At 61.5% G+C, this 22,094-nt stretch carries 27 protein-coding genes; 11 read left to right on the forward strand and 16 right to left on the reverse strand.

The features are described 5' to 3' along the window. Positions 1–101: 101 nt before the first annotated feature. A complete protein-coding gene (locus G6K99_RS08335; RefSeq protein WP_174196270.1) occupies positions 102–1,262 on the reverse strand; it encodes an NAD(P)/FAD-dependent oxidoreductase in 1,161 nt (386 codons plus the stop codon). Between the two features lie 142 nt (positions 1,263–1,404). Between G6K99_RS08335 and G6K99_RS08340 the strand changes: the two genes are divergently transcribed. Then, on the forward strand, positions 1,405–2,445 hold the full coding sequence (locus G6K99_RS08340) for a phosphatidylglycerol lysyltransferase domain-containing protein (RefSeq protein ID WP_062582519.1): 1,041 nt from the start codon (positions 1,405–1,407) through the stop codon (positions 2,443–2,445). Between the two features lie 7 nt (positions 2,446–2,452). Here the strand turns inward: G6K99_RS08340 and G6K99_RS08345 are convergent, their stop codons facing one another. Together G6K99_RS08345 and G6K99_RS08350 are read right to left on the reverse strand one after the other, a co-directional pair. Beyond that, a complete protein-coding gene (locus G6K99_RS08345) occupies positions 2,453–3,262 on the reverse strand; it encodes a formate/nitrite transporter family protein (protein WP_174196271.1) in 810 nt (269 codons plus the stop codon). 113 nt (positions 3,263–3,375) lie between these two features. After that, positions 3,376–3,837 carry a MarR family winged helix-turn-helix transcriptional regulator gene (locus tag G6K99_RS08350; RefSeq protein ID WP_092659993.1) on the reverse strand — a complete coding sequence of 154 codons (462 nt, stop codon included), beginning with the start codon at positions 3,835–3,837 and terminating at the stop codon, positions 3,376–3,378. Between the two features lie 127 nt (positions 3,838–3,964). Between G6K99_RS08350 and G6K99_RS08355 the strand changes: the two genes are divergently transcribed. The 3 genes from G6K99_RS08355 (at position 3,965) to G6K99_RS08365 (ending at position 6,250) form a co-directional block, all read left to right on the forward strand. Then, a complete protein-coding gene (locus tag G6K99_RS08355; protein ID WP_062582523.1) occupies positions 3,965–4,396 on the forward strand; it encodes an organic hydroperoxide resistance protein in 432 nt (143 codons plus the stop codon). Between the two features lie 262 nt (positions 4,397–4,658). Then, positions 4,659–5,711, forward strand: a complete 1,053-nt coding sequence (locus tag G6K99_RS08360; protein WP_202048826.1) for an alpha/beta hydrolase — start codon at positions 4,659–4,661, stop codon at positions 5,709–5,711. 11 nt (positions 5,712–5,722) lie between these two features. Then, positions 5,723–6,250: a DUF4142 domain-containing protein gene (locus G6K99_RS08365; RefSeq protein WP_062455045.1), complete on the forward strand. Its 528-nt coding sequence runs from the start codon at positions 5,723–5,725 to the stop codon at positions 6,248–6,250. 121 nt (positions 6,251–6,371) lie between these two features. Here the strand turns inward: G6K99_RS08365 and G6K99_RS08370 are convergent, their stop codons facing one another. Then, on the reverse strand, positions 6,372–7,754 hold the full coding sequence (locus G6K99_RS08370) for a HAMP domain-containing sensor histidine kinase (protein ID WP_174196272.1): 1,383 nt from the start codon (positions 7,752–7,754) through the stop codon (positions 6,372–6,374). Then, a complete protein-coding gene (locus G6K99_RS08375) occupies positions 7,751–8,413 on the reverse strand; it encodes a response regulator transcription factor (RefSeq protein WP_174196273.1) in 663 nt (220 codons plus the stop codon). The genes G6K99_RS08370 and G6K99_RS08375 overlap by 4 nt, the downstream gene beginning before the upstream one ends. Before the next feature lie 136 nt (positions 8,414–8,549). Here G6K99_RS08375 and G6K99_RS08380 point away from each other — a divergent pair, with 136 nt between their 5' ends. The 3 genes from G6K99_RS08380 (at position 8,550) to G6K99_RS08390 (ending at position 11,822) form a co-directional block, all read left to right on the forward strand. Then, on the forward strand, positions 8,550–9,128 hold the full coding sequence (locus tag G6K99_RS08380) for a hypothetical protein (protein WP_174196274.1): 579 nt from the start codon (positions 8,550–8,552) through the stop codon (positions 9,126–9,128). A gap of 157 nt (positions 9,129–9,285) precedes the next feature. Continuing rightward, positions 9,286–10,545, forward strand: a complete 1,260-nt coding sequence (locus G6K99_RS08385; protein ID WP_174196275.1) for an MFS transporter — start codon at positions 9,286–9,288, stop codon at positions 10,543–10,545. 20 nt (positions 10,546–10,565) lie between these two features. Then, positions 10,566–11,822, forward strand: coding sequence for an arsenic transporter (locus G6K99_RS08390; RefSeq protein WP_174196276.1), 1,257 nt, complete (start codon positions 10,566–10,568; stop codon positions 11,820–11,822). A 29-nt stretch (positions 11,823–11,851) separates the two neighbouring features. Here G6K99_RS08390 and G6K99_RS08395 read toward each other — a convergent pair whose 3' ends face one another. After that, a complete protein-coding gene (locus G6K99_RS08395; protein ID WP_174196277.1) occupies positions 11,852–12,736 on the reverse strand; it encodes an SDR family oxidoreductase in 885 nt (294 codons plus the stop codon). A 98-nt stretch (positions 12,737–12,834) separates the two neighbouring features. On the opposite strand from G6K99_RS08395, the gene G6K99_RS08400 reads away from it, so the two are divergent. Beyond that, positions 12,835–13,674 carry a helix-turn-helix transcriptional regulator gene (locus G6K99_RS08400; RefSeq protein ID WP_174196278.1) on the forward strand — a complete coding sequence of 280 codons (840 nt, stop codon included), beginning with the start codon at positions 12,835–12,837 and terminating at the stop codon, positions 13,672–13,674. A gap of 10 nt (positions 13,675–13,684) precedes the next feature. On the opposite strand, the gene G6K99_RS08405 is transcribed toward G6K99_RS08400, so the two are convergent. Together G6K99_RS08405 and G6K99_RS08410 are read right to left on the reverse strand one after the other, a co-directional pair. After that, on the reverse strand, positions 13,685–14,401 hold the full coding sequence (locus tag G6K99_RS08405; RefSeq protein ID WP_244631415.1) for an SDR family oxidoreductase: 717 nt from the start codon (positions 14,399–14,401) through the stop codon (positions 13,685–13,687). Positions 14,402–14,483: 82 nt separating this feature from the next. Next, positions 14,484–14,702 (reverse strand): hypothetical protein, encoded by a 219-nt coding sequence (locus G6K99_RS08410; protein WP_062455061.1) that lies wholly within the window; start codon positions 14,700–14,702, stop codon positions 14,484–14,486. A 216-nt stretch (positions 14,703–14,918) separates the two neighbouring features. On the opposite strand from G6K99_RS08410, the gene G6K99_RS08415 reads away from it, so the two are divergent. Then, positions 14,919–15,401, forward strand: a complete 483-nt coding sequence (locus tag G6K99_RS08415) for a pyridoxamine 5'-phosphate oxidase family protein (RefSeq protein ID WP_062455064.1) — start codon at positions 14,919–14,921, stop codon at positions 15,399–15,401. Positions 15,402–15,464: 63 nt separating this feature from the next. Here the strand turns inward: G6K99_RS08415 and G6K99_RS08420 are convergent, their stop codons facing one another. The 5 genes from G6K99_RS08420 to dinB all read right to left on the reverse strand — a co-directional run bounded on the left by G6K99_RS08420 (position 15,465) and on the right by dinB (position 18,598). Continuing rightward, the gene (locus G6K99_RS08420) at positions 15,465–15,707 is read right to left on the reverse strand and encodes a hypothetical protein (RefSeq protein ID WP_113109838.1); all 243 of its coding nucleotides are present in this window, start codon (positions 15,705–15,707) and stop codon (positions 15,465–15,467) included. A 6-nt stretch (positions 15,708–15,713) separates the two neighbouring features. Then, positions 15,714–16,295 carry a 2'-5' RNA ligase family protein gene (locus tag G6K99_RS08425; protein WP_174196280.1) on the reverse strand — a complete coding sequence of 194 codons (582 nt, stop codon included), beginning with the start codon at positions 16,293–16,295 and terminating at the stop codon, positions 15,714–15,716. Between the two features lie 73 nt (positions 16,296–16,368). Continuing rightward, complete coding sequence (locus G6K99_RS08430; RefSeq protein WP_113165524.1) at positions 16,369–16,686, reverse strand: hypothetical protein; 318 nt, start codon at positions 16,684–16,686, stop codon at positions 16,369–16,371. Between the two features lie 28 nt (positions 16,687–16,714). Then, complete coding sequence (locus G6K99_RS08435; RefSeq protein WP_174196281.1) at positions 16,715–17,464, reverse strand: DNA polymerase III subunit epsilon; 750 nt, start codon at positions 17,462–17,464, stop codon at positions 16,715–16,717. Between the two features lie 39 nt (positions 17,465–17,503). Continuing rightward, the gene (gene dinB, locus G6K99_RS08440) at positions 17,504–18,598 is read right to left on the reverse strand and encodes a DNA polymerase IV (protein WP_174196282.1); all 1,095 of its coding nucleotides are present in this window, start codon (positions 18,596–18,598) and stop codon (positions 17,504–17,506) included. Between the two features lie 157 nt (positions 18,599–18,755). On the opposite strand from dinB, the gene G6K99_RS08445 reads away from it, so the two are divergent. Continuing rightward, positions 18,756–19,064: a hypothetical protein gene (locus G6K99_RS08445; RefSeq protein ID WP_062455075.1), complete on the forward strand. Its 309-nt coding sequence runs from the start codon at positions 18,756–18,758 to the stop codon at positions 19,062–19,064. Between the two features lie 51 nt (positions 19,065–19,115). On the opposite strand, the gene G6K99_RS08450 is transcribed toward G6K99_RS08445, so the two are convergent. Then, positions 19,116–20,528, reverse strand: a complete 1,413-nt coding sequence (locus G6K99_RS08450; RefSeq protein ID WP_174196283.1) for an FAD/NAD(P)-binding protein — start codon at positions 20,526–20,528, stop codon at positions 19,116–19,118. 54 nt (positions 20,529–20,582) lie between these two features. Here G6K99_RS08450 and G6K99_RS08455 point away from each other — a divergent pair, with 54 nt between their 5' ends. After that, on the forward strand, positions 20,583–20,960 hold the full coding sequence (locus G6K99_RS08455) for a hypothetical protein (RefSeq protein ID WP_174196284.1): 378 nt from the start codon (positions 20,583–20,585) through the stop codon (positions 20,958–20,960). 124 nt (positions 20,961–21,084) lie between these two features. Here G6K99_RS08455 and G6K99_RS08460 read toward each other — a convergent pair whose 3' ends face one another. Together G6K99_RS08460 and G6K99_RS08465 are read right to left on the reverse strand one after the other, a co-directional pair. After that, positions 21,085–21,561 (reverse strand): DUF3597 domain-containing protein, encoded by a 477-nt coding sequence (locus tag G6K99_RS08460; protein WP_062455081.1) that lies wholly within the window; start codon positions 21,559–21,561, stop codon positions 21,085–21,087. Between the two features lie 62 nt (positions 21,562–21,623). Beyond that, entirely contained in the window at positions 21,624–22,028 is a 405-nt protein-coding gene (locus G6K99_RS08465; protein ID WP_174196285.1) for a hypothetical protein, read from the reverse strand. Between the last annotated feature and the right edge of the window lie 66 nt (positions 22,029–22,094).

Here is a 22,094-nt window from a genome sequence, read left to right on the forward strand (position 1 = left end):
CTGCTACAAGACTGTAGAGGCTCAGTCAGGAATGGGTGGGCACGGCAAAATGTTCCATGGGGGCCGTTGTCCGCCGCATCACCGGTTGGCAAAACTCTGTGTCAACGGCCTGAGCGCGCGTCCGTGTCCAGGCGCGATCGCATCGCGGCGGCCATCTCGACTGCTTCTTCTCTGGCATTGTGAAAATAGCTGATAAGGCCCGGCGTCATACCGATGAACCAGAGGCCTGGAATATCAGGGCCGCTCGGGGATGGGACGTGACCGTTCTCGATGGCCAGCTCGCCAAGAAGCGATTGATGGTGCGCGCCGTAACCGGTCGCGTAGATGATCACATCCGGGGCTGTCACCACGCCGTTCTTGTGCAGAACGGTGCCGGCTTGCGTGAATTCGACAACTTCGCCGACAACCTTGATGCGGCCTTCACGTACGGCCTTGATAGCGCCGTCATCCACCGGGATCGCCACATGATCGCGGGCAAGCCGCGTTGCGGCCTTGTGCGATGATCTGGGAAACCCGAGCTTGGTCAGATCCCCGAAGGCCAAGCGTTCCGTCAGCGAGATCGCGATATCGACCACAGGCGTGGGAAGACGTGCCAGCCATGGCGAGAATTTATGGACGGCCACGCCGAACAAACGCTTGGGAAGAACCGATGAACCGGTGCGAACGGAAAACCAGCAGTCGGCCAGACCGACCTTCGCCAGGTGATTGGCAATGTCGAACCCCGAATTGCCGGCGCCGACGATCAGCACCCGCTTTCCCCGGTACTGCTTCGCATCCCCGAAGTCGCAAGCGTGTATGCTTTGTCCGCCGAAGTTTTCCGCACCCTTGAACAGAGGCTGCCACGGATCGCCATCGCGTCCTGTGGCGACCACGACGTTGCGGCACAAAACCGGACCGGCGGATGTTGCAAGATGGAAGACGCCGTCGCGTCTGCTCAACGCCTCAACCGAAACGCCGTGTTCAATATCAAGGGCGTTGTCACGGGCAAACTGTGCCAGATGAGCGGCAACAACGTCCCGTTTGGGAAAAGCCGAGGTTCCGCTCGGGTATTGCAGCCCCGGCATGTGGGAAATGTCGCGATGTGTGTTGAGAGAGAGCTGCGGATGGCGCTTGCGCCAGGTCGATCCGACCTGCTCTTCACGGGCAATGATTCGGGCGCGGATGCCGCGCCTTCCCAGCTCACAGGCGGCGGTCATTCCAGAAAGCCCGGCACCAATGACCACGACATCTTCGATTTGGAGAGGCTCAGCGGGCAGATTCATGGCCAGACAATGCTGAAAAACATGCGCTGCTGCAACACCCAATCCTGAAACAGCGGGGAGATGCCCTCCCAGTTTAGAATATCTCTATGTACCGTAAGACGCGCGTGCCAAAAGTGCGGACATCGACTTTGAGGAAAATCGTATGGCAGGCCTCCGCGGGTACATCGACTCGGTTCTTGACCGTGGCCTTCCGCATCTCGCGTCCGCTCAGTTGTCAGATGAACGCAGGATGGAGCTTTGCCGGCAACACGGCGACTTCTCGCTGGCGTATTCGACGGCGGTTCAGAAGAACCTCAGCCACTTTGGCGACGACAAGGGATATATCGCCTACGCGACGAAGATGGGGCACATGTTTGCCTTGGGCGATCCTGTCGCCGACAAGGCCGATCGTGCCCGGTACGTGTCCGATTTCGTCGCAGCGGCCGAACGTCCCTGTTTCGTGCAGATCGGCCGGCAGACGGCAGAGACACTGTCTCGGCTCGGCTACCGGATCAATCAGATGGGCGTCGATACCCGTCTCGTGCTCAACGAGCATTCGTTTGCCGGAAAGAAGAACGAGACGGTCCGCTATTCCGAGCGGTGGCTGCTGAAGAACGGTTACCGGATTGTTGAGTGTGACGGCAGTCTGGCCAGGCCCGACCAGATCAAGGCCGTTTCCGAAGAATGGCGCGCTGGCCGCATCGTCCGTCGGCGGGAAATGTGTTTCCTGAACAGGCCGTTCAAAGCCGAGCTGTCGGCGCATATGCGCCGGTTCCTCATCCTCGATCCGCAAGGCGAAACCATCGCCGTGCTCGATTTCGATCCGATTTTCGATGCGGGGCAGGTGACGGGATACACGTCCACGTTCAAGCGGAAGAAGACGGGGACGACTCCGCATGCCGAGATCGGTCTGACGAAGTTCGCGACGGACCGCTTCAGGGAAGAGGGCAGGTCGCTGGTGACGCTTGGGCTTTCGCCCCTTGCGGCGATCACGACAAGCGGGTTTGCGGAAAGCGCGTTCTGGCGCGGCAGGTTCGAATATGCCTACAAGTCGCCGGCCATCAACAAGAGGATCTTCAACCTGCAGGGACAGGCGGCATTCAAGCGCCGGTTCCATGGCGCCGAAGAGCCGACCTACATCGCCTTCAAGCGTCGCAGCCCTCTGGAAATGCTTGCTCTTTTGAGACTGCTCAAGACCCTCTGAGCCGAGGTCACTTCTTAGCCGGCTTTCCGTAAGCCGCAGAATAGGCGAGGGCCACGAAGGCTCCGCCGATCACATTCCCGATCGTTGCCGGCAGCAAGTTGCCGAAGATGTCGCTGATGTCCAACAGCGCCGTCGAGGGTTCAAGCATGCCCTGGACGAGAGTGGCATAGGTCAGCAGATACATGTTGGCGATGGAGTGTTCGAAGCCTGCCGCGACAAATGCTGCGACCGGCAGAAGCAGACCGAAAATCTTCTGCGTGACCGTATGGCCCGCATAGGCCAGCCAGACACCGAGACAGACAAGCTTGTTGGCAAGGATGCCGCTTGCAAGCGTTGTTGCGAACCCCTTGGCAGTCTTCGTTTCAGCAAGCTCGAATGCCGCGCGACCGACCGCTCCGTCGCCGGCCTCATGCAAGCCGGCGAAAACCGCGACGACAGCGAGCGCAATCGAACCGGCGAAGTTGGCCAGATAGACAGTCGTCAACGCCCCCGCCGCCCGGCCAGCGGGGATCCGTCCGGCAACCACCGGACCGATCATCAGTGTGTTGCCGGTGAACAATTCTGCGCCGGCGACCATCACCAGTGCGAGACCGAGCGAAAACACCGTGCCGGCGAGGATCTGCGCGACGCCGAAGGGAAGGCTGTCGGCGCCAGCCAGTGCCACCGTCGCAAACAGTCCACCGAAGCCGATGTAAATGCCGGCAAGCATGCCGAGAATGATCATCTTACTGAGGGGAAGGCCGGCTTTGTCCTCGCAGGCAGAAAAGACCGTCTCGCAAAGGTCGGGCGGTGGCGGCAGTGAATTGGTGTCCGACATGACATCCTCCTGTCGATCGTGTCCGGCGAGGACGTAGATGAGACAGTTGACGGATCCGGGAAGGGCACGATCCCGTGAGCCTGTTTTGAGGAGGGTGTCGTGCGCCTGCGTCCTTAGAGGTCGGACGTGGTTCCACTCAGTTTCGCGCTGAGAGCGTTTATGGTCGCCAAGGTCGCGTTGACTTGAGGCTGATCCATGCCGACGGCATCAACGATGCACTTCGTCACGGCGTCCGACTTCTCCTGCAGGGCGCGGCCTTTTTCCGTCAGGTAGATATCGACGCGGCGCTCGTCGTCGTCCCTGCGCATCTTTGTCACGAGACCCATCAGCGAAAGCCGCTTGATCAATGGCGTGGTCGTGCCGGAATCGACGCCGAGCCTTTGCGAGATCTCGCCCACGGAAAGGCTGCCCTCGCTCCACAGAAGCTTCATCGTGAGAAACTGCGGATAGGTCAGCCCCGTCGGCGCCAGCGCAGTCCGGTAGACCCGGTTGAAGGCCTGTTCGGCTCTATAGACGGCGAAGCACAGCATTTGGTCGAGTTCAACCGATGCCGGTTTTTCAGGGATATCTGTCATTCGCGCAATCTATATTGTGCGCAAGGTAATTGCAAGCAATTGACAGGCGCTGCAGAGCGCGATATCAATGGCGTGCAATTGAGTTGCGAATTAAGAAAATTCATCCGCCCCAACCCAGGAGAAGACTATGTCTGTCGACGCGAAGTACAAGACCAGCGCAACTGCATCCGGCGGTGGCCGTGACGGCAAGACGGCGCTTTCCGACGGGACGCTGGAACTGCAGCTGGTCGTGCCGAAGGAACTCGGTGGCCCCGGCGGTGATGGCGCCAATCCGGAGAAGCTGTTTGCGCTTGGATATTCGGCCTGCTTCCTCGGCGCCCTGCGCGTCGGCGCTACGCAGCTGAAGACCAAGGTTCCGGATGGTTCGACCGTTGATGCAACCGTCGGCATTGGCCCGCGCTCGGAAGGCGGCTTTGGCATCACCGCTGCCCTGGATGTTTATCTGCCGGGTATGTCGGAAGCCGACGCACAGAAGCTCGTCGAAGTCACCCACGACATCTGCCCGTATTCCAACGCGATCAAGGCAAGCGTCGACGTCGATTTTACGATCCGCACCTGATCGAAAACGGAAGTCGTTCGATTGGGAACATCCGATGGATGGCTCTGGAATAACGCCGCCCACCAGTAATTCTATCTGACAACTATCGCAGGCGGCCGGCAACGGTCGCCTGTCGGTTTTGGCCGCTACTCGCCGTCGCTGCACCCGGCAAGCGGTGTCCGCCGAAAATCAGCATCTGTAGATTAGCATCTGAAAAAACAGCATTATCTGGAACATAAGGCCCTCGTCCCGGTTAGCTAGCCATCTAAACCGGAGACCCAACATGAAGTCCTCAATGTTTGCGAAAGCACTTCCTCTCGCACTGGTAATGGCCGCCCCGCTTGCCGCCCCGTCGTTTGCGCAGGAGATGGCAAAACCCACCACAGATATGCAGGCGGTGCTCGACAAGCTTGGTGCGCTAGACGCCAAGCCGTTCTCGAGCTTGAGCGTTCCGGAAGCCCGCACACAGGCAAGCCCTGCCGATGCTGCGAAGGCTGTCCAGTGGGAAAAGCGCCTGTCGTCCAATCCCGAAGCGCAGGCGACCACCAAGGACATCACCATTCCGACGGCTGAAGGCGGAATCGCCGCGCGCGTCTACATGCCGGCCGGCAAGGGTCCGTTCCCCGTCGTCGTCTACTATCACGGCGGTGGCTGGGTGGTTGCCGACATCAACGTCTATGACGGCGCACCGCGTGCCCTTTCGCTCGGCGCAAAAGCCATCGTGGTATCGGTTGAGTACCGTCATGCGCCGGAGCACAAGTTCCCGGCTGCTCATAACGATGCCTGGACGGCGTATAAGTGGGTTGTCGAGAACATTCACGACATGAACGGCAACTCCGACAAGATCGCGGTTGCGGGCGAAAGCGCCGGAGGCAACCTCGCGGCCAACGTCGCCCTGATGGCCAAGGAGATGAAGGCGAAGCAGCCGGTTCACCAGCTTCTCGTCTATCCGGTCGCCGGCAACGACATGGAAACGTCGTCCTACAAGGAAAATGCCAATGCCAAGCCGCTCGGCAAGGCCGATATGGAATGGTTCGTCAAGAACACGGTCACGTCCATGGATGAGACCAAGGACCCGCGCATTAACCTCAACGGTCGCTCGGACCTTGCAGGCGTTGCTCCGGCAACCGTGATCCTCGCCCAGATCGATCCGCTGCGGTCCGACGGTGAAACCTATGCGTCCAAGCTCAAGGACGCCGGCGTTCCGGTGAATACCAAGACCTATAACGGCGTGACACACGAGTTCTTCGGCATGGGCAAGGTCGTTCCGGAAGCCAAGCAGGCACTGGATCTCGCGGTCGCCGATCTCACCGCAGCCTTCGACAAAGCCAAGTAAGGAGAGCCCCTATGAACAAGATGATTTCAGCCTCGCTCGTATCGCTCTCGCTTTTGATGTCCTCGGCAAGCTTTGCGGCACAGCCCGCCAGCGCCGACAAAGCCGCTGCCGCGTTCAACGTCGACAAGGCTTCCTTCGTCAAAGCCGTCACCAGCTCCAACGCCTTCGAGATCGAGTCGAGCAAGCTCGCCGAACAAAAGGCCAAGGATGCCGACGTGAAGAAGTTCGCGTCAGAGATGATCAAGGATCATACGATGGCGGGCGAAGAACTCAAAAAGGCGGCCAAGCTCGGAGACGAGGCACCGGTTATGTCGCCAAAGCACGCGGCCATGCTTGAAATGCTGAAGGGTGCTTCTGACCAGGACTTCGAGCCGCTGTATATCGACATGCAGGCAACAGCGCATATGGAAGCGGTCAGCTTGTTTGCGACCTATGCCAAGGGCGGTGACGATGCAGCGGTCAAGGAGTTCGCGGCCAAGACTCTGCCGAAGCTTGAAATGCATAAGATGCACGTGACGAAGCTCGTCGCGGCTCACTGAGGCGGGCAGCATCTGGAGCCTGCGTCTCAGCAGGCCGGGTGAATGTCGAGACGTTTAAAACAATGGCCGCTCCGGAAACGGGGCGGCCATTGTTGTTCCAGGGGTCGGGGGAGAGGACGATTCAGGCTGGAACGGTTGACGTCCCGACAGCCGCTTTCGGCAATGTGATGGTTTGGCGCAATCCCTTACCGCCTTGATTGCGAAGCGCAATTTTTCCGCCATAGAGCCGTGCGAGTTCGTTGGCGATCGTCAGGCCGAACCCATCTCCAGCGACCGTCTCATCCATCCGCACACCCGGCAGAAATGCCTTCTCGATCGTATCGTCGGAGATGCCGGGGCCATCGTCTTCGAGCGTGATGACGATCGAGCGTCCGTCCGTGCGGGCATCGATCGCGACAAGGCTGCCAGCCCATTTGAACGCGTTGTCTAGGAGATTGCCGACGATCTCGTCGAAATCCTCGGCCGCACAGGCAACCGAAATTTGCGGCTCGATCGTGCATTGCACCGAGATGCCCCGGTCAGCGTGGATGCGCGACATGACGAGCACAAGATCGTCTATGCGGGGGTTCACTTGCGTTGCCGAAACGGTGCCGCTGGAGGCAGTCTTGCGGGCACGGGCGAGATGGTGGCGGATGCGCTGGTCGATCCTGTCGACCAGATCGCGCATCTCGTTGGTCGGATCGTTGGCGTCATCGAGGGCCAGTTGCAGGCTTGCGACTGGAGTCTTCAGGCCGTGCGCGAGGTTTGCGAAATGCAGGCGCGTTTCGGCGAGCCTCTCGGCATTCTTGTCCACGAGGCGGTTGATCTCGCGGGATGCGGGCTGCAACTCCTCGACGTCCTGATCCGGCAACCGCGGCAGCCCGCCAGCGGAAATGGATGCGATGTCTGACGTCAGTTGTCTCAGCGGTCGAAGCCCGTAGCGGACTTGCAGCAGGATGCCGCCGACGAGAACGCCACCCAAAAGAAGCATCGCAGGAACCAGCCAAAGCAATGCCCGTCGGGCGGGTGCGCTCAGGGCGGATTGCGGCGCCGATGCAATGATTTCGACCGTCCGATCTCCGACCATTGTTTCCAGCGTGCGCAGATACAGTGTCTCGTCGCGGAAGGCGACACGATCGGCCGGAAGTGGCTTGGGCTTCGCCGCGTGGCGCCAGTCGAAAGGGCGAGGCGGGCTTTCCAGGGTTTCCTCGGCCAGCGAGCGGGAGGTTATGCGGGTCCGATCGTCGAACACCTGCCAGTACCAACCGGAGCGCGGACGATCGAATGGCGGGCCGTCGAGGTCTGCAGAGAGGACGACGTCGCCGGCACTGTCGGTGGTCAGTGCATTTCGCAATCCCTCGATCTGGGTGTCGAGCCGCTGATCGATCTGCTCCCTCACCACGCCCGCCACGATCAGGTAGAGAATGACGGATGCGACGATCACCGTCGCCGTCACGAAGATGATGGAAAAGCCGGCGAGCCGCCGGGCGATCGACGCCTGGCCGGATAGGTTGAGCCCGCTCATGGCGCTGCCGTCAGCATGTAGCCGCGGCCGCGAACGGTTTCGATCAGTTCCGCGCCGATCTTGCGGCGCAGGCGCGCGACGATCACCTCTATCGAATTGGAATCGACCTCGGCATCGCCTTCGTAGACGCGCTCGATCAGCTCGCGCCGATCGACGATGACGTCCTTGCGCAGGATCAGGCAAGAGAGCACGCGCCATTCCAGCGCGGTCAGCTTCAGCGATAGGCCATTGAACTGGAAGGTGCCGAGCTGGGCGTCGAACTCCAGGGGACCGCAGAGGATTTTGGAGGATGCATGGCCCGTGGCGCGGCGGACGAGGGCGCGCATGCGCAGCACCAGTTCCTCGATCTTGAACGGCTTGGTGAGGAAATCGTCGGCGCCCGCCTTGAAGCTCTCGACCTTGTCCGGCCATCCGTCGCGCGCGGTCAGGATCAGGACGGGGAGGGTGCGGCCCGCGGCCCGCCACGATTTCAGAACCGACACGCCATCGATCTTCGGTAGGCCCAGATCGAGAATGGCAACGTCGTAGAGTTCGATCAGGCCTGCGTGCTCGGCATCCTCGCCGTTCTTTGCAATGTCCACGACAAAACTTTCGGCCCGCAGGCTGGCTGCGATGCGTTTGGAAAGATCGGTGTCGTCTTCGACCAGAAGTACGCGCATGTGCAACCCGTTTGCCGTGGTGGAGAGACGCTGTCCTATGGCGGCAAGGCTTAACTCAAACTGAACCACAAGGTTCAGGCTGTTATCGGTCGTCGGCTGATAAATCTCTCCTGGCATACCAAAACAGGAGAAGACCATGTCAATTTCGGACAACAACACGACCGTCGATCAGAAGGATGGTTCGGCCGACAAGCCGCATGCACCCAAGCCCCCGCACAAGACCGGCAACCGGCGTATGGCAACCTTCGGCGTCACGGCCTTGGCGATCCTTGCCATCGGGGCCGCGGCCGGAGCCGGCGCAATGAAGCTGACCGGGCCGAGCGTCGAGCTTGCGCCCATGAACCCGGTCGCCATCTCCGCCGTCAAGGAGGACAGCCTGGTGACGGTTAAGGGGACGGTAGCCGAGGTATTCGGCAACAAGTTCGTCGTTCAGGACGACAGCGGACGGGCACTGGTTGAAACCGGGCCATCGGGTGACGACGGCAAGCTTGTCGATCTCAACGAAGACGTCAGTGTCCAGGGTCGCTTCGACAACGGCTTCCTGCACGCGACCTATATCGTTCGCCAGGACGGCAGCATGGAAGCGCTCGGCCCGGCCGGCGGCCCTCCGCGTCACGGACCGGCGGGCGGCCCTCCGCCTCATGGCCCGGCCGGCGACCCTCCGCATGACGGCCCGCGCGGTGATATGCCGACACCCCCTGCGCCAAAAGGGTAAAGCCCTGGTTGCAAAACCTGGTGGCGGAGCCCTGACGGCAGGGTTGTAACGGGAAAGCGTTGCCCGATCTTCTTTCGGGCACGCTGGAACCCCGCGTCCGCCACCGGCGTTGGACGCCACAATTTTCAAGCATGTAGCATGATGAAGCGAGGCTGGCATGCGATCCACCCTACAGACAGGCCCGACTGATCGATCCCTGGTGGCACTTGCCGTCCTCAACTTCTTTCTCGCCGACGCCCGCGACGGGCTTGGACCGTTTCTCGACGGGTTTCTCGCCACCCACGGGTGGTCGCCGATGACGCTCGGCTTCATCGCCACGCTTGGCGGTGTACTCGGAATGATCGCCACGCCGCTGTTCGGCGCATGGGTGGACGCCTCCAAGCGTAAACGCACGCTCATCATCATCCCGGTGATCCTGGTGACGGCGGCAGCCTTGTGGACGCTTGCCAGCCCCGGAAACGCATCGGTGTTCGGCGGTCAGTCGGCAACCGCCATCGTTGGCGCCGTCGTCGGTCCGGCGCTGATGGGGCTGACGCTTGGCCTCGTCGGCGAAAAGGCGTTTTCCCGTCAGGTGTCGCGAAACGAATTCTGGAACCATCTCGGCAACGTCGTCTCGCTCGCTGGCATCTATTTAGCGACGGTCTACTTCGGCGTCAGCGGTGTTATCGGATTGATGATCGTCACGGCGGTCGCCGCCATTCTGGCAGCGCTTGCGATCGACCCGGAGCGTATCAATCACAACGCGGCGCGCGGTCTGGCGCATGACGATGGAGCGCCGGGTCCCTCCGGCTATTCCGTCCTAGTGGGCAGCAAGGGGCTGATCCTGCTTGCCGTGACGCTGATGATCTTCCACTTCGGCAACGCGCCGATCAGCCGCCTCATTGCCCAGGACTTCTCGATCCATCTCGGGACGCCGTTTCAGACGACGGCGGTGACGACCGGCGTGTCGCAGCTGTCGATGATCGTCATGGCTTTAGCGGCGCCTTTCCTGATCCGGCGGTTCGGGCTGGCGACGGTCTTCCTCATCGCGCTGCTTGCACTGCCGATCCGCGGTGCGATCGCAGGCTCCTTCAGCAATTTCGCTGTGATCTATCCGGTGCAGATCCTCGATGGAGTTGGCGCAGGCCTGATCGGTATCGCAACCCCGATTGCTGCGGAACGGATCCTTACGGGAACCGGTCGTTTCAATGTCGGATTGGCTGCGGTCATGACCGTTCAGGGCATCGGCGCATCGCTGAGCAACGTGGTGGCGGGCTGGCTGACGGATGTCGGCGGCTATGCGCTTGCCTACTGGGTGCATGGCGGCGTTGCAGCGCTTGCCGTTGCCGCCTTTCTCGCCGGGCGCAAGAGCATTGCCCCTTCCCAAAAAGGTGCGAACAAGGCAGGAGACGATCGCGAGATCCCTGTCGCACCATAATCGTTTCGGTTGGACCATCCATGAACGCATTGACCATGACCTGGAGCATCGCCGGCCTGACAGCGCTCGGCGTCATTACCCGGCCGTTTGCCTGGCCGGAAGCGATATGGGCCGTGCTTGGCGCATCGCTGCTTCTGGCGTTGGGCCTGATCGCCCCCTGGGATGCCTGGGCCGGCGTCGCCAAGGGTCTCGACGTCTACTTGTTCCTGATCGGCATGATGCTCTTATCGGAACTTGCCAGACGGGAAGGGCTGTTCGACTGGCTGGCATCGATTGCGACCGCCTATGCAAAAGGCTCGCCGAAGCGATTGTTCGTCCTGATCTATGGGGTCGGCATCGTCGTCACCGCGTTCCTTTCGAACGATGCGACCGCGGTCGTGCTGACGCCTGCCGTTTATGCGGCGTGCCGCACGGCAAAGGTGAAGGATCCGATGCCCTATCTTCTCATCTGCGCCTTCATCGCCAATGCCGCAAGCTTCGTGCTGCCCATCTCCAACCCGGCCAATCTGGTGATCTTCGGCGGCGGAACGATGCCGCCTCTGTCGCGCTGGCTCGCCACGTTCGGTCTTCCCTCAATCGTCTCAATCGTCGTGACGTTTATCGCGCTTTATTGGACGCAGCGCTCGACCATCGCGGCCGACAGCGTGTCCCCCGTGGTTGAAAGCGTGCCGCTGTCGCATAGCGCAAGGCTGACGGGGATTGCCTTGTGCGCGACGGCGGTCCTGCTGCTCGGAGCATCGGCGCTGCATTTCGATCTCGGGTTGCCCACCTTTGTGGCCGGCTGCATCGCGACGGCGGCTGTTCTCGCGATCACCCGGCAGGGCCCTGTCGAAACGCTGAAGGGCGTGTCCTGGAGCGTGCTGCCGTTGGTGGCCGGCCTGTTCGTCGTGGTCGAGGCCCTGAACCGGACGGGCCTGATCGATGCATTGGCGCATCAGCTGACCCAGAATGCCTCGCTTTATCCCGCCCAGACGGCAGCGATCGCCGGTACGGTCGTGGCGCTCGGCTCCAACCTCGTCAACAACCTGCCGGCCGGCCTCGTTGCGGGAAGCGCCGTGGAACTGGCGCATGTGTCCGACAAGATTGCCGGCGCCGTTCTGATTGGCGTCGATCTCGGCCCCAACCTCTCGGTCACCGGGTCGCTCGCGACCATTCTGTGGCTGACGGCGCTAAAGCGCGAAGGGTTGCACATCGGCGCCCTGAGCTTTCTCAAGCTGGGCGCCGTCGTCATGCTTCCGGCGCTCGCCCTGTCGCTTGCGGTCCTCCTCATCCAGTGAGGCGCCGGCGCGCATTGCTCGCTAGCCCATCAATAGACCATCGCATCGAGGTCGGAGATCAGCGTCGGGCCGGTCGGGTGCCAGTCGAGCTTTGCTTGTGTCTTCGCGCTCGACGCCCTCATGTCCAGACCGACGAACCGTGCCATCGCGCCAAAATGCTCCGAAGCCTCGTCGGCTGAGATGGAAACAACAGGGGCATTCAAGCCGCGACCCAGCGCTTCGGCGATGAGGCGCATCTCCACGCCTTCATCTCCGACCGCGTGATAGCGCGCACCTGGTTCCGCTTTCTCGATGGCAAGGCGGTAGAGGCGCGCAACATCGCCAAGGTGACCGGCCGACCAGCGGTTCGTTCCGTCCCCCACGTAAGCTGAAACGCCTTTTGCTCTGGCAATGTCGAGGAGCGGCGAGATGAGGCCCTGCTTGAACGTGTTGTGCACCTGCGGCAGACGGAGCACGGAGACGTTGATCCCTCCGTCCAGAAGCCGGTTTCCAGCGCGCTCAGAAGCAATGCGCGGGTTTGGGTGATCCGTATCGAAGACGTCTTCGACAGCGAGCTCGCCTTTGCCGCGCGCGCCCATCGCGATGCTCGAGGTGATCAGCAGCGGGCGTTCGGAACCGGCAAGGGCTGATCCCAGCGCTTCGATGACCCGCCGGTCCTTTTCGCAATTCTCGGCGAACCGTTCGAAATTGTGGTCGAACGCCGTATGGATGACGGCATCCGCATTCCGGGCGCCGCGTTCTATGCTTTCGAGGTCTTCGAGCGTCGCCAGATGTGGCTCGACCCCTGATGCGATCAGCTTTTCGACGCCTGCCTGCGAGCGGGTCATGCCGATGACTTCGTGGCCCGCGTCGAGAAGTTCAGGAACCAGTGCCGAGCCGATGAAGCCCGTGGCTCCGGTGAGAAACACACGCATTGTCATTCTCCAGTTGCTTTCACACCGGGACTATCTGCGCTCTTGTTATTCCGTTAAAGTAGTGACCGTATCAGGGTATAATTGCTAACAGGGTATCGATGCCGGACATCACGCCGAATTCATTGGCAGCGTTTCTGAAAGATCGCCGCACGAGGCTCGACCCTGCTGCCTTCGGGTTTTCGGGAAGACGGCGGACGCCGGGTCTGCGCCGCGAAGAGGTCGCTCAACGCGCCAATATCAGTCCCACCTGGTACACGTGGCTCGAGCAGGGCCGCGGCGGCGCGCCCTCGGCGGACGTCCTGAACCGGATCGCTTCTGGGTTGATGCTGACGGAGCCGGAACGCGAACACCTTTTCATGCTCGGTCTCGGACGGCCGCCGGAGGTTCGCTACAAGTCTACGGACGGGATTACGCCACGGCTCCAGCGTTTGCTCGATACGCTCGATGCGAGCCCCGCTTTCGTCAAGACCGCGACATGGGACGTGGTGGCGTGGAATGCGGCGGCGGCCGTGGTTCTGACCGACTACGGGAAACTGCCCGAAGGCCAGCGAAACCTCCTGCGACAGATTTTCTCGAGCCCGTCGCTCCGCGCCAAGCAACATGACTGGGAAGGGCTCGCCCGGTTTGTCGTCGGCGCCTTTCGCGCCGATGCCGCGCGGGCCGGCGCAATGTCGGAGGTTTCGGATCTCGTCGACGAGCTCTCGAAGTCCAGTCCGGAATTTGCGGCATTCTGGGGTGAAAACGACGTGAGGCTTCAAAGCGATGGCCTGAAGCGGATCGAACATCCGGATCTCGGCACGGTCGAGCTGGAATATTCCGCATTCTCCGTCGACGGTCGGCCGGATCTCGGCATGATGGTCTACAACCCGGTCGATCCGGCGATGGCCGCGAGAATCCGGCAGCGCGTCGCGGAGCGCGCGGCATCAGCTAAACCCTGACCGCTCTATCTTACCAGGGAATACTGCTTCCATCATAGGCGACGAAGGAGCCGGAATTTTCCGGGGCGAGACTGTTGAGCGTTGAGAGGATCGACGCTGCCGCCTGTTCCGGGTTGACCGTGTTGTGACCGCGTGAATAGGGGTCTGAGAGACCCGTGCGGACCGTGCCCGGATGGATCGCGGTGATGACCGCTGCCGGGTGGGTGCGGCTGTACTCGATCGCGACGGTGCGGACGATCTGGTTGAGCGCCGCCTTGGCGGATCTGTAGGACACCCAGCCGCCGAGGCGGTTGTCGCCGATCGATCCGACACGGGCCGACAGGAATGCCGCGATCGAGCGGGTTTCGCGATCAAACAGTGGCAGAAAGTGTTTCGCGACAAGGGCGGGGCCGACGGCGTTGGTGCGGAACTGGGCCATCATCGTTTCGGGATCGAGCTGCCGCAGAGACTTTTCCGGGCCGCGGCCATCGGTCGTCAGGATGCCGGTGGCGCAAATGAGGAGGTGGATCGGCTTTGCCGAGATCGAGCCTGCAGCGTCCGCCACGCTCGTCTCGTCGGCGAAGTCCAGACCGTCGCGGCTGCGGGAAAAGGCGATCAGTTCGCCGAGATGCGGCTCGTTTTGCAGACACTCGCAGATCGCGGAACCGATACCGCCGCTTGCCCCGATCACTGCCGCACGGAACCCGTTCGGCAGCGATGCGAGAAGACTGGTTTCAGTGCCTGCCATGTCTGACATATCCGAGATACGCGCGTGTAGGTCGCTTCTTCATCGCACTATGCCCGAACTCCACGGTATTGGGTAGGCGTCGTCAGTCGGAGTTGATGGTCGGCAGATGGGTTTCAACTTCTCGAAGGCGCGCGGCTTCGAGCGGTTCGATCTGCGTCTTCCAGAACTCGTCTGCCTCGGCCGGTTCGTCATCCCACTTGCGGACGTCGGCGATGTTGTCATCGAGCTTCGCGCGGCGTGTGCCGCCGAGTTCGAGATACTTCATCGCGAGTTTCTTGGTCGAGGTTTCCTGATCGGTCATGAACCGGTTCCTTCCCGTTTCGTCAGTGTCTGCCAAGTCGCCTCAACCTCGTTCAAGCGCCGTTGCAGGCGCTCACGAGATCGGACCTTGAGTTAGATTAACGGCGCCCCGGTCATCCTGTTCCTGCCGCTGCACGTTTCCGGTGCAAGATATCGGCGGGTCTGGAACAGAAGCCAAGCTCGCCAGTTGACCCGCGTCATCAAAAGGAGAAATCGCATGGCTCACATCGAAGACGAACACGAGAAGGTCTGGGACCTTGCGGAGAAGATCGGATTTTGCATGCTCACGACCCAGTCGGGTACGGATCTGCGGGCACGGCCGATGGCCGCCTATGCTGAGCGTCTTGAGAATGCGTTCTACTTTCTGACGGATGTGGCAAGCCACAAGGACGAGGAAATCGCGCGCTACCCGAACGTTTGCCTGGCGTTTGCCGATTCCAAGGGCCAGAAATATGTGTCCATTTCGGCGACGGCGGAAGTGCAGAACGATCGCGAGAAGATCCGCGACCTCTGGGCGACACCGGCAAAGGCCTGGTGGGACAGCCCCGAGGATCCTTCGATCCGCGTCCTGAAGATCACGCCGTCAGCAGCGGAATACTGGGATAGCCCTGGCACAGTCATCAGCTACATCAAGATGGCAGCAGCCGCCGTTTCCAGTTCGAAGCCCGACATGGGCGACAATGCCAAGGTTCAGATGTAACCATCATGGCGGACGGGCAACCGTCCGCCATTCTTCCGCGGCCCGCGAAGACGGGCTGGCGTCTCAGTTGAAATCGCCGATCGTTCCGGTTTGAAAGATAATTACCGGTTCGCCTTCCTCCCCGACAGCTGGCGATGCCTCGCGCTTCCAGACGACGGCTCCGGCATGTCGATCGCCGAGTTTGCGGGCCTCATCGATCGCAGTTGTCTCGTCTTGTGCTTCCCTTACCGCGAACGCCGGAACGGTCTGCCCTCTCTCATCGAGATCGAAGGCGAGGACGAAGATAGATTTGAACGCTCCGGGCATTAGTTTTCATTCCTTGATATGGCTTTGGACGCCGGCACGCTCTCTTTGATCGCGACCGGAAACAACGGCGTCTCGATCTTCCGCAAATATCGCGGAGGTTTCATGCTGCCAGGGTCCATCGAGGTATTTCCACAGATCAACACCTGTAATCTCGATTGTGTATGGCTGAAACTCCGCACGAAGCTCCTGATACAGCCGGTCGGCCCGGTCCTTCGATACCTTGTTCTGGATCGTGATATGCGGCTGCCATTTCTGCATATCCTGCGGACCGAGCCATGGTAGGAAGACCTCCTTCAACCGGGCTCGCACATCCTGAAGCGCGGCACTGCCGATCGTGAAGGCGACGCCCGCACCGAGATGGCGGACGCCGCTGACCTCGGCTTTGATCGATGACCCAGCCTCGGCGACCCGTTTGAGGTGCTCGACGATCCGCTCCGTATATTCGCCCGGCAGCCGGTGAAACATCGTCAGATGCGCACCGAGAAAATTCCGGTCCGGCGGGAAATGGGTTTTCCGCAAGAGATCGAACGGCGCCTTGTCGCCTTCCTCGATACGGGCTGTCAGAATCAGCGGCTGAAGCGTCTTCACAGGGATTGAACCTTCCGGGTCAGGTTTCGAACGGGTCTTTGAAAGCCGAGATCTGGGATGCGGGCTTGCGATATCAATCTTTCAGTTGCGCGAACCAATCCGCATAGGGCGTGTTCTTGGCCATATGCCGGTTGAGGTCGGGCTCGCCGTCATCCCACCAGACGGGGCCGCGTTCGCCAAGCTGAACCTTCGCATCGTCCACGCGGCAGCGCGCTTCGGCCATCGCGTCGGGTTTGCCTTTGGCATCGCGGACGGCCCGGCGTGCAGACATCAGGTCCGAGACCAGCCGCTGACGCGTCTCGGCGTCCAGTGCCGGGTTGCTTCGACGCCAGAGCCTGCCGCGGACGACGAAGTATTTGCCGTCGGGTGTGTCAGGATACGTCTCGCTCATCGTCCAACCCCGGTTTTCGCCATACCGATTACAGGAGCGTTCCCTGCGGCGAGTCAACGACGGGCGGCTGTGGTTGTTCACCGCGGCGCGTCAATTCGGTGCGGGCGGTGAAGCGGATATCGATATCCCGGTCTTCCGCGAGGTCCCGAAGCGCATCTTCGCTGATCCGGTCCCAGGGCTTGCCGCGATCCGCGCCTGATGGCACGCGCGGCAGCAGACCCGGCTCGCTGCTCCAGGCCAGGAGGTCTCCGAGTGATGCCTCGTTGAGGAGGTCGCGCAGGTGGTGCGCCGTGACATAGGCATCAGGCATGGCGCGATGCGCCGGCAGGCCGATCTCGTGGACCAGACCTTCGGGCATGCGCAGGTAGCGCAGCATCTGGTTGGAGAAGCGCGGCAGTTCGGGCCAGACCCGCAGGCTGCATTTCCAGGTGCAGATCCAGGGCAGGCCACCCGTCAGCCGCGGTGTACAGTATCGCTGTTCGAAGGCGGCGCGATGGGCGGCAAGCGCTTCGATCCGGTGCGGGGGACGCAGGACAGTCGGTGCGATATCTTTCCAGAATGGCGCGTCGGCGACATGGCTGTCAAGGATGTGATGGATCGCGATCGTGTCGGGCGACATCGGACGGCCGGGATTGACCAGAAGCGCACCGCGGTCCTCGTTGACCTGCCATCTTCCGTCTGCCCCTTGGGTTACATCCTGCCAGCCGATCTCGCAGACGTCGTTCGGTCCGTTGCCGCCGGTCTCGAGGTCGATGACGCGGATGGTGGGATTGCTCATGTCGAAGTCCTTACCCGGCGCTCTTGATGTGCTTGTCGATTATAAATCGAGACCGAGCTGCGGTTGTTCCACATCATCCGGCCCGGCGCCGACCAGCGAAGAGAGGGATACGCCCAGCAGCCTTACCGAACGCCGGAAAGGGTAGACGGTAGCCAGGAGCCCGGATGCCGCCGCCAGCACTTCCGCGACGCTTGCATAGGGGAGGGACGCCGTGCGGCTGCGTGTCGCCTGGGTGAAGTCGGAATATTTGATCTTCACGGTGACCGTCTTGCCCGAAATGCGATGCGCTTCGCAGTGGCGCCAGACCTTTTCGGCAAGTGGCCTCAGTTCGGCGGTCGCAAGGTCGAGGGCGTCGATATCCTCGACGAACGTATCCTCGGCACCGACGGATTTACGGATCCGGTCGGGACGTACCTGGCGCTCGTCGATGCCGCGGGCGATGCCGTAGAAATAGGGTCCGGATTTGCCGAAGCTCTCGGCGAGAAACTGCAGCGACTTTGATTTCAGGTCGGCACCCGTCTCGATGCCGTATTTCTTCATCCGCTCGGCAGTCGCCGGCCCGACGCCGTGGAATTTCTTGACCGGAAGCGATTCCACGAAGCCCGGGCCGTTCTTTGGCGTGATCACGGCCTGGCCGTTCGGCTTGTTGAGGTCGCTTGCCATCTTGGCGAGGAACTTGTTGTAGGAGATGCCGGCCGATGCGTTGAGGCCCGTCACCTGCTTGATCTTGGCACGGATCTCCAGCGCGATCTCGGTGGCGATCTCCATGCCCTTCAGGTTCTCGGTAACGTCGAGATAGGCTTCGTCGAGCGACAGGGGTTCGATCAGCGGCGTGTATTCCGCAAAGATCTCGCGGATTTGCCGGGACACCGACTTGTAGACCTCGAAGCGCGGCGGCACGAAGATCAGATCCGGGCATTTGCGCTTGGCCGTGACGGAGGGCATGGCGGAGTGAACGCCGAAGGCGCGTGCTTCGTAGCTTGCGGCCGCCACAACGCCGCGCGCCGCGGATCCGCCGACAGCCAAAGGCTTGCCGCGCAGGTCAGGATTGTCGCGCTGCTCGACGGAGGCATAGAACGCATCCATGTCGACATGGATGATCTTGCGGGTGGATATGGAGGCCGTGACATTCATGCGGGCGTGCGGTTTGCTGGATCGTATGGAAACAAAAAGAGAACATAGCAGTCTTCCGACAAATATCCAAGCTCTCTGCCCAGCTTCCTGTGCATGAGGGAAACAAGCGGGCTTTGAAGGCGTTTGCTTCTGGTGATCATCAACAGGAGACAGTTTCATGGCTGACGACAGCACGACAACCATTCGAGCGACTTTCGACACCCGTGCGGCCGCAGACCTTGCGGTCGAACATCTGGTGCAGCAGCACGGTATCTCGCGTCCGGATATCTTCATCCAGTCCGTCGGTGCCGACAACACGGTCGGATCCGCTCCGTCGGGTGGCGATGCGTCGCATGATGGCGGAGAGCGCACCGATGGCCCGCTGGAGGGCGAGATCGAGGTTTCCGCCGATATCACTGAGAGCAAGATGGCGGCGGTGCAGAAGAGTTTTGGCGAAGCAGGCGCGATACGCGTGACCGGCCGCTGACTTAAGTGAACCGAGGGGCCGGCTCTCAGCCGGCTCCATATGGCGGTGAGCTCAGAGGTTTGCTGCAATCGAATCGGCGACGAGCAGCGCATGTTCCGCAACCTGCGGAAAGCCCATCAACTCGCCAAAATGTCCGCGTGCCAGCGGTCCGGCGATGAAAAGCTTCGGTTCGGACTTGCCATCCGCGTCTATCGCGTTGGACTGTTCGTTGCAGGAAAGACCAAGCCCCGTCGGATCGAGGTGCAGAAAGCCTTGATCGCCGAGTTGCCGCAGCCATTGCTGGCTCTGCAGCACGTTGCCGTGGGCGGGGCCGGTCGTGACCGCGACGGCATCGAACTGGTGGACTTCGACACCATCCTGCCCGCGCCGCTTGATGGTGACATCGATGATGTCTCCGTCGGTGCTGACGTCGACGATGCCTGCGGCGAGGATGTCGAGCCTGCCGGCTGCCGCCTCCGCGTCGAGCACGTCTTCCACCTGCGGCGCAATCCGGAAGCGGTGGACGTCCCAATAGGGACGCAGGTGTCGCACGATCCGGCGGCGTGCCTCGAGCGGCAGATGCTTCCAGATGCCGCCGCCTTGCGAGCGCAACTGGTCGAGAACCGCATGCCAGGTCTGACCCTCTGCCTGCGCTTCCCTGATCGCGGCCCGCACGCGGTGCAGGATCTCGGATGCGCTTGTGGCGGGATGGTCGAGAAAGTCGCCGAATGGTTCCTGCGCGACGGTGGCGTGTCCGCGCGAGCGCAGGCCACGGCGCGAAAGGGCGGTAATGCTGCCGCTATGCCCGCAACGCTTCAACGAGGCGATGACATCCGCGGAGGTCAGCCCGTTGCCGACGACGAGGACCCGATCGTCGGCCCGGATCGGCGTCAATGCGTTCGGCGCTGTCGGGTCCGCGACATAGCGCGGATGCTCGGCCAGTCGTCGCAAGGAGCGTGGGGCAACCGGAGCAGGGTGGGTGGCAGCGATCACCAGGATATCCGCAACCAGCGTCTGCCCGGCGGTATCGGTGACATGCCATTGGTCGTGCCGCTTTTCGACGCCGGTCACCGCGGCGCAGATATGGCGGACGGCTCCTGATGCCAAAAGAGGTTGAAGGTTGGACAGGACATAGTTTCCGAAGATGCCCCGGCGCGGAAACACGTTGCCATCGGCGCGAAATGCCGCCTCATCGTCCGCAACGGAGCCGGTCGTTTCCATCCATCTCGAAAAATGCTCGGGATCGCCAGGAAGTATGCTCATTCGCGTTGCCGGGACGTTGATCCGGTGCACCGGGTCCCGCGTATCGTACGCGAGGCCCCTGCCGATTTCGGCACGCGGCTCGAAAATGGTGATGTCGACGGCGTCCGCCTTGTGGCCCGTCGCGAGATGGAAAGCGACCGCTGCCCCGGTCACGCCGCCGCCGATAATGGCGATTGAAGATCGTGTTGGTTCAGGCCGTTCAGACGTCTTCGATGCTGTCACTGTCAGTCACTTCGGTTAGACGCGGCCGCTCTCTTAAACTCGCACGGCACGTCGTTGAATCAAAAATCGATAGGCGCTGCGCTTGCAAAAACGGGCTTTTTCCTAGGCATCGGAAACGGAGCACGTTTATCCCTTCGCGCGGCAAAATTTAGTCCGGGGTTCTCGCAGGCAATATTGTTCACGACTCCCTCTGACGCGACATTACACATCAAAGATCGGGAAGGAATGGAGAGCGTGATGATTGGTGGCGGCTTTTCGATATTTGGGATCGATCTGTTCGGATCGACAAGGCAGTTGGCCGGTGACCGAAAAGAAGAAGCTGAGGCATTGCCACGGCTCGAGACGCAGAAGGTCGAGGAGACTGATGCCGATCGACTGACGAATACCGACCAGCAGGACATTTTTCTCTGGAGTACGTCTCTCGCCTACTGAGACATGACGCGGAAGCCGGTCTCAGCCGGGCCTTCGTCATGTCTCAACCGTCCGGATGACGGGAATCGCAAGCAGTTTTCATGAGATAGAAGTTCGGGCGCCCGCAGTGGAGCGCCCGAAACCATTAGTCGAGAAGTTCGGCAGGCACCTTGCCGCCGTTTTCGGACAGCTTCTTCAGCAGCGCCTTGTGCAGCCACATGTTCATCGTGGCGGAATCGCTCTGGTCGCCGGTGTAGCCGAGTTCGTCGGCCAGTTCCTTGCGCTCCGAAAGGCTTGCGTCCATGCCGAGGGCCTTCATCAGGTCGACGATCGAATGCTTCCAGTCGAGCTTCTGGCCGCTCTTCTTGACGGCTGCGTCGAGGACCGGTGCGATATCGACGGTCTGCATCGTGGCAGAGGTCGAGCCTGGAGTTGCGACTGGCGGTGCGCCTGCAGTCTTCGGAGCAGCCTGGGCTGTTCCGCCGACCGGCGGGGCCGTCGTCGCAGCAGGTTCTGGCGTTGCCATGGACGTCGGTGTCGGCTCGGCGCCTGTTGGCGAAGCCGGTGCTGCTGCTGCAGGATGGCCGAAGATGGCGTCCTTGATCTTGCTGAATATGCTCATGGATAGTTCCTCCGTTGGTTTATGCCATACATGGTACGAGATCACGTCGATGACGGATCACTTTAGTTCTGCGGGACGACGACGCGATCGCCGCGTGAGCCGCGGTCTGAACGGTCCGGTCCGCCACGACCGCTGGAACGGTCACGGCCATCGCGACCACCCCGATCATTGCGGCCGTCGCGGTCGTTGCGGATGTAGCCGGGGCGCTCCGGGCGGTCGCCACGGTTCCAGTCCCGATGCGGGCGATCGTTGTCACGGTCGGGCCGGCGGCCGTCGTGACGGCCGTGGTGGCGATCGCGGTCGCGGTGATGACGGTAACGGTAGTTCGGACCGTCGTAACGGTTGAACCGGTCGTAGCGATCGGACGAACGGTACTCGGTGTAGGTGCCGCCTTCGCTGACGCAGCCCGCCAGCATCAGGCAGGCAAGACCGACAGCGGTCACCGCCTTCAATGCTCTGAATTTCATGTGATTGCCCCTGTTACCATTTTATCGAGTGCTAAACAGGAGAAGGGGCCAAGAAGTTCCTCATAT

Source organism: Neorhizobium sp. AL 9.2.2, assembly GCF_013317225.1.
In the GTDB taxonomy this organism is placed as follows: Bacteria; Pseudomonadota; Alphaproteobacteria; order Rhizobiales; family Rhizobiaceae; genus Neorhizobium; species Neorhizobium soli.

What these genes read in the sequence shown, in the direction of transcription:
- G6K99_RS08335 (WP_174196270.1), bottom strand. Translation starts at nt 1,262, where the DNA reads ATGAATCTGCCCGCTGAGCCTCTCCAAATCGAAGATGTCGTGGTCATT.
- G6K99_RS08340 (WP_062582519.1), top strand. Translation starts at nt 1,405, where the DNA reads ATGGCAGGCCTCCGCGGGTACATCGACTCGGTTCTTGACCGTGGCCTT.
- G6K99_RS08345 (WP_174196271.1), bottom strand. Translation starts at nt 3,262, where the DNA reads ATGTCGGACACCAATTCACTGCCGCCACCGCCCGACCTTTGCGAGACG.
- G6K99_RS08350 (WP_092659993.1), bottom strand. Translation starts at nt 3,837, where the DNA reads ATGACAGATATCCCTGAAAAACCGGCATCGGTTGAACTCGACCAAATG.
- G6K99_RS08355 (WP_062582523.1), top strand. Translation starts at nt 3,965, where the DNA reads ATGTCTGTCGACGCGAAGTACAAGACCAGCGCAACTGCATCCGGCGGT.
- G6K99_RS08360 (WP_202048826.1), top strand. Translation starts at nt 4,659, where the DNA reads ATGAAGTCCTCAATGTTTGCGAAAGCACTTCCTCTCGCACTGGTAATG.
- G6K99_RS08365 (WP_062455045.1), top strand. Translation starts at nt 5,723, where the DNA reads ATGAACAAGATGATTTCAGCCTCGCTCGTATCGCTCTCGCTTTTGATG.
- G6K99_RS08370 (WP_174196272.1), bottom strand. Translation starts at nt 7,754, where the DNA reads ATGAGCGGGCTCAACCTATCCGGCCAGGCGTCGATCGCCCGGCGGCTC.
- G6K99_RS08375 (WP_174196273.1), bottom strand. Translation starts at nt 8,413, where the DNA reads ATGCGCGTACTTCTGGTCGAAGACGACACCGATCTTTCCAAACGCATC.
- G6K99_RS08380 (WP_174196274.1), top strand. Translation starts at nt 8,550, where the DNA reads ATGTCAATTTCGGACAACAACACGACCGTCGATCAGAAGGATGGTTCG.
- G6K99_RS08385 (WP_174196275.1), top strand. Translation starts at nt 9,286, where the DNA reads ATGCGATCCACCCTACAGACAGGCCCGACTGATCGATCCCTGGTGGCA.
- G6K99_RS08390 (WP_174196276.1), top strand. Translation starts at nt 10,566, where the DNA reads ATGAACGCATTGACCATGACCTGGAGCATCGCCGGCCTGACAGCGCTC.
- G6K99_RS08395 (WP_174196277.1), bottom strand. Translation starts at nt 12,736, where the DNA reads ATGCGTGTGTTTCTCACCGGAGCCACGGGCTTCATCGGCTCGGCACTG.
- G6K99_RS08400 (WP_174196278.1), top strand. Translation starts at nt 12,835, where the DNA reads ATGCCGGACATCACGCCGAATTCATTGGCAGCGTTTCTGAAAGATCGC.
- G6K99_RS08405 (WP_244631415.1), bottom strand. Translation starts at nt 14,401, where the DNA reads ATGGCAGGCACTGAAACCAGTCTTCTCGCATCGCTGCCGAACGGGTTC.
- G6K99_RS08410 (WP_062455061.1), bottom strand. Translation starts at nt 14,702, where the DNA reads ATGACCGATCAGGAAACCTCGACCAAGAAACTCGCGATGAAGTATCTC.
- G6K99_RS08415 (WP_062455064.1), top strand. Translation starts at nt 14,919, where the DNA reads ATGGCTCACATCGAAGACGAACACGAGAAGGTCTGGGACCTTGCGGAG.
- G6K99_RS08420 (WP_113109838.1), bottom strand. Translation starts at nt 15,707, where the DNA reads ATGCCCGGAGCGTTCAAATCTATCTTCGTCCTCGCCTTCGATCTCGAT.
- G6K99_RS08430 (WP_113165524.1), bottom strand. Translation starts at nt 16,686, where the DNA reads ATGAGCGAGACGTATCCTGACACACCCGACGGCAAATACTTCGTCGTC.
- G6K99_RS08435 (WP_174196281.1), bottom strand. Translation starts at nt 17,464, where the DNA reads ATGAGCAATCCCACCATCCGCGTCATCGACCTCGAGACCGGCGGCAAC.
- dinB (WP_174196282.1), bottom strand. Translation starts at nt 18,598, where the DNA reads ATGAATGTCACGGCCTCCATATCCACCCGCAAGATCATCCATGTCGAC.
- G6K99_RS08445 (WP_062455075.1), top strand. Translation starts at nt 18,756, where the DNA reads ATGGCTGACGACAGCACGACAACCATTCGAGCGACTTTCGACACCCGT.
- G6K99_RS08460 (WP_062455081.1), bottom strand. Translation starts at nt 21,561, where the DNA reads ATGAGCATATTCAGCAAGATCAAGGACGCCATCTTCGGCCATCCTGCA.
- G6K99_RS08465 (WP_174196285.1), bottom strand. Translation starts at nt 22,028, where the DNA reads ATGAAATTCAGAGCATTGAAGGCGGTGACCGCTGTCGGTCTTGCCTGC.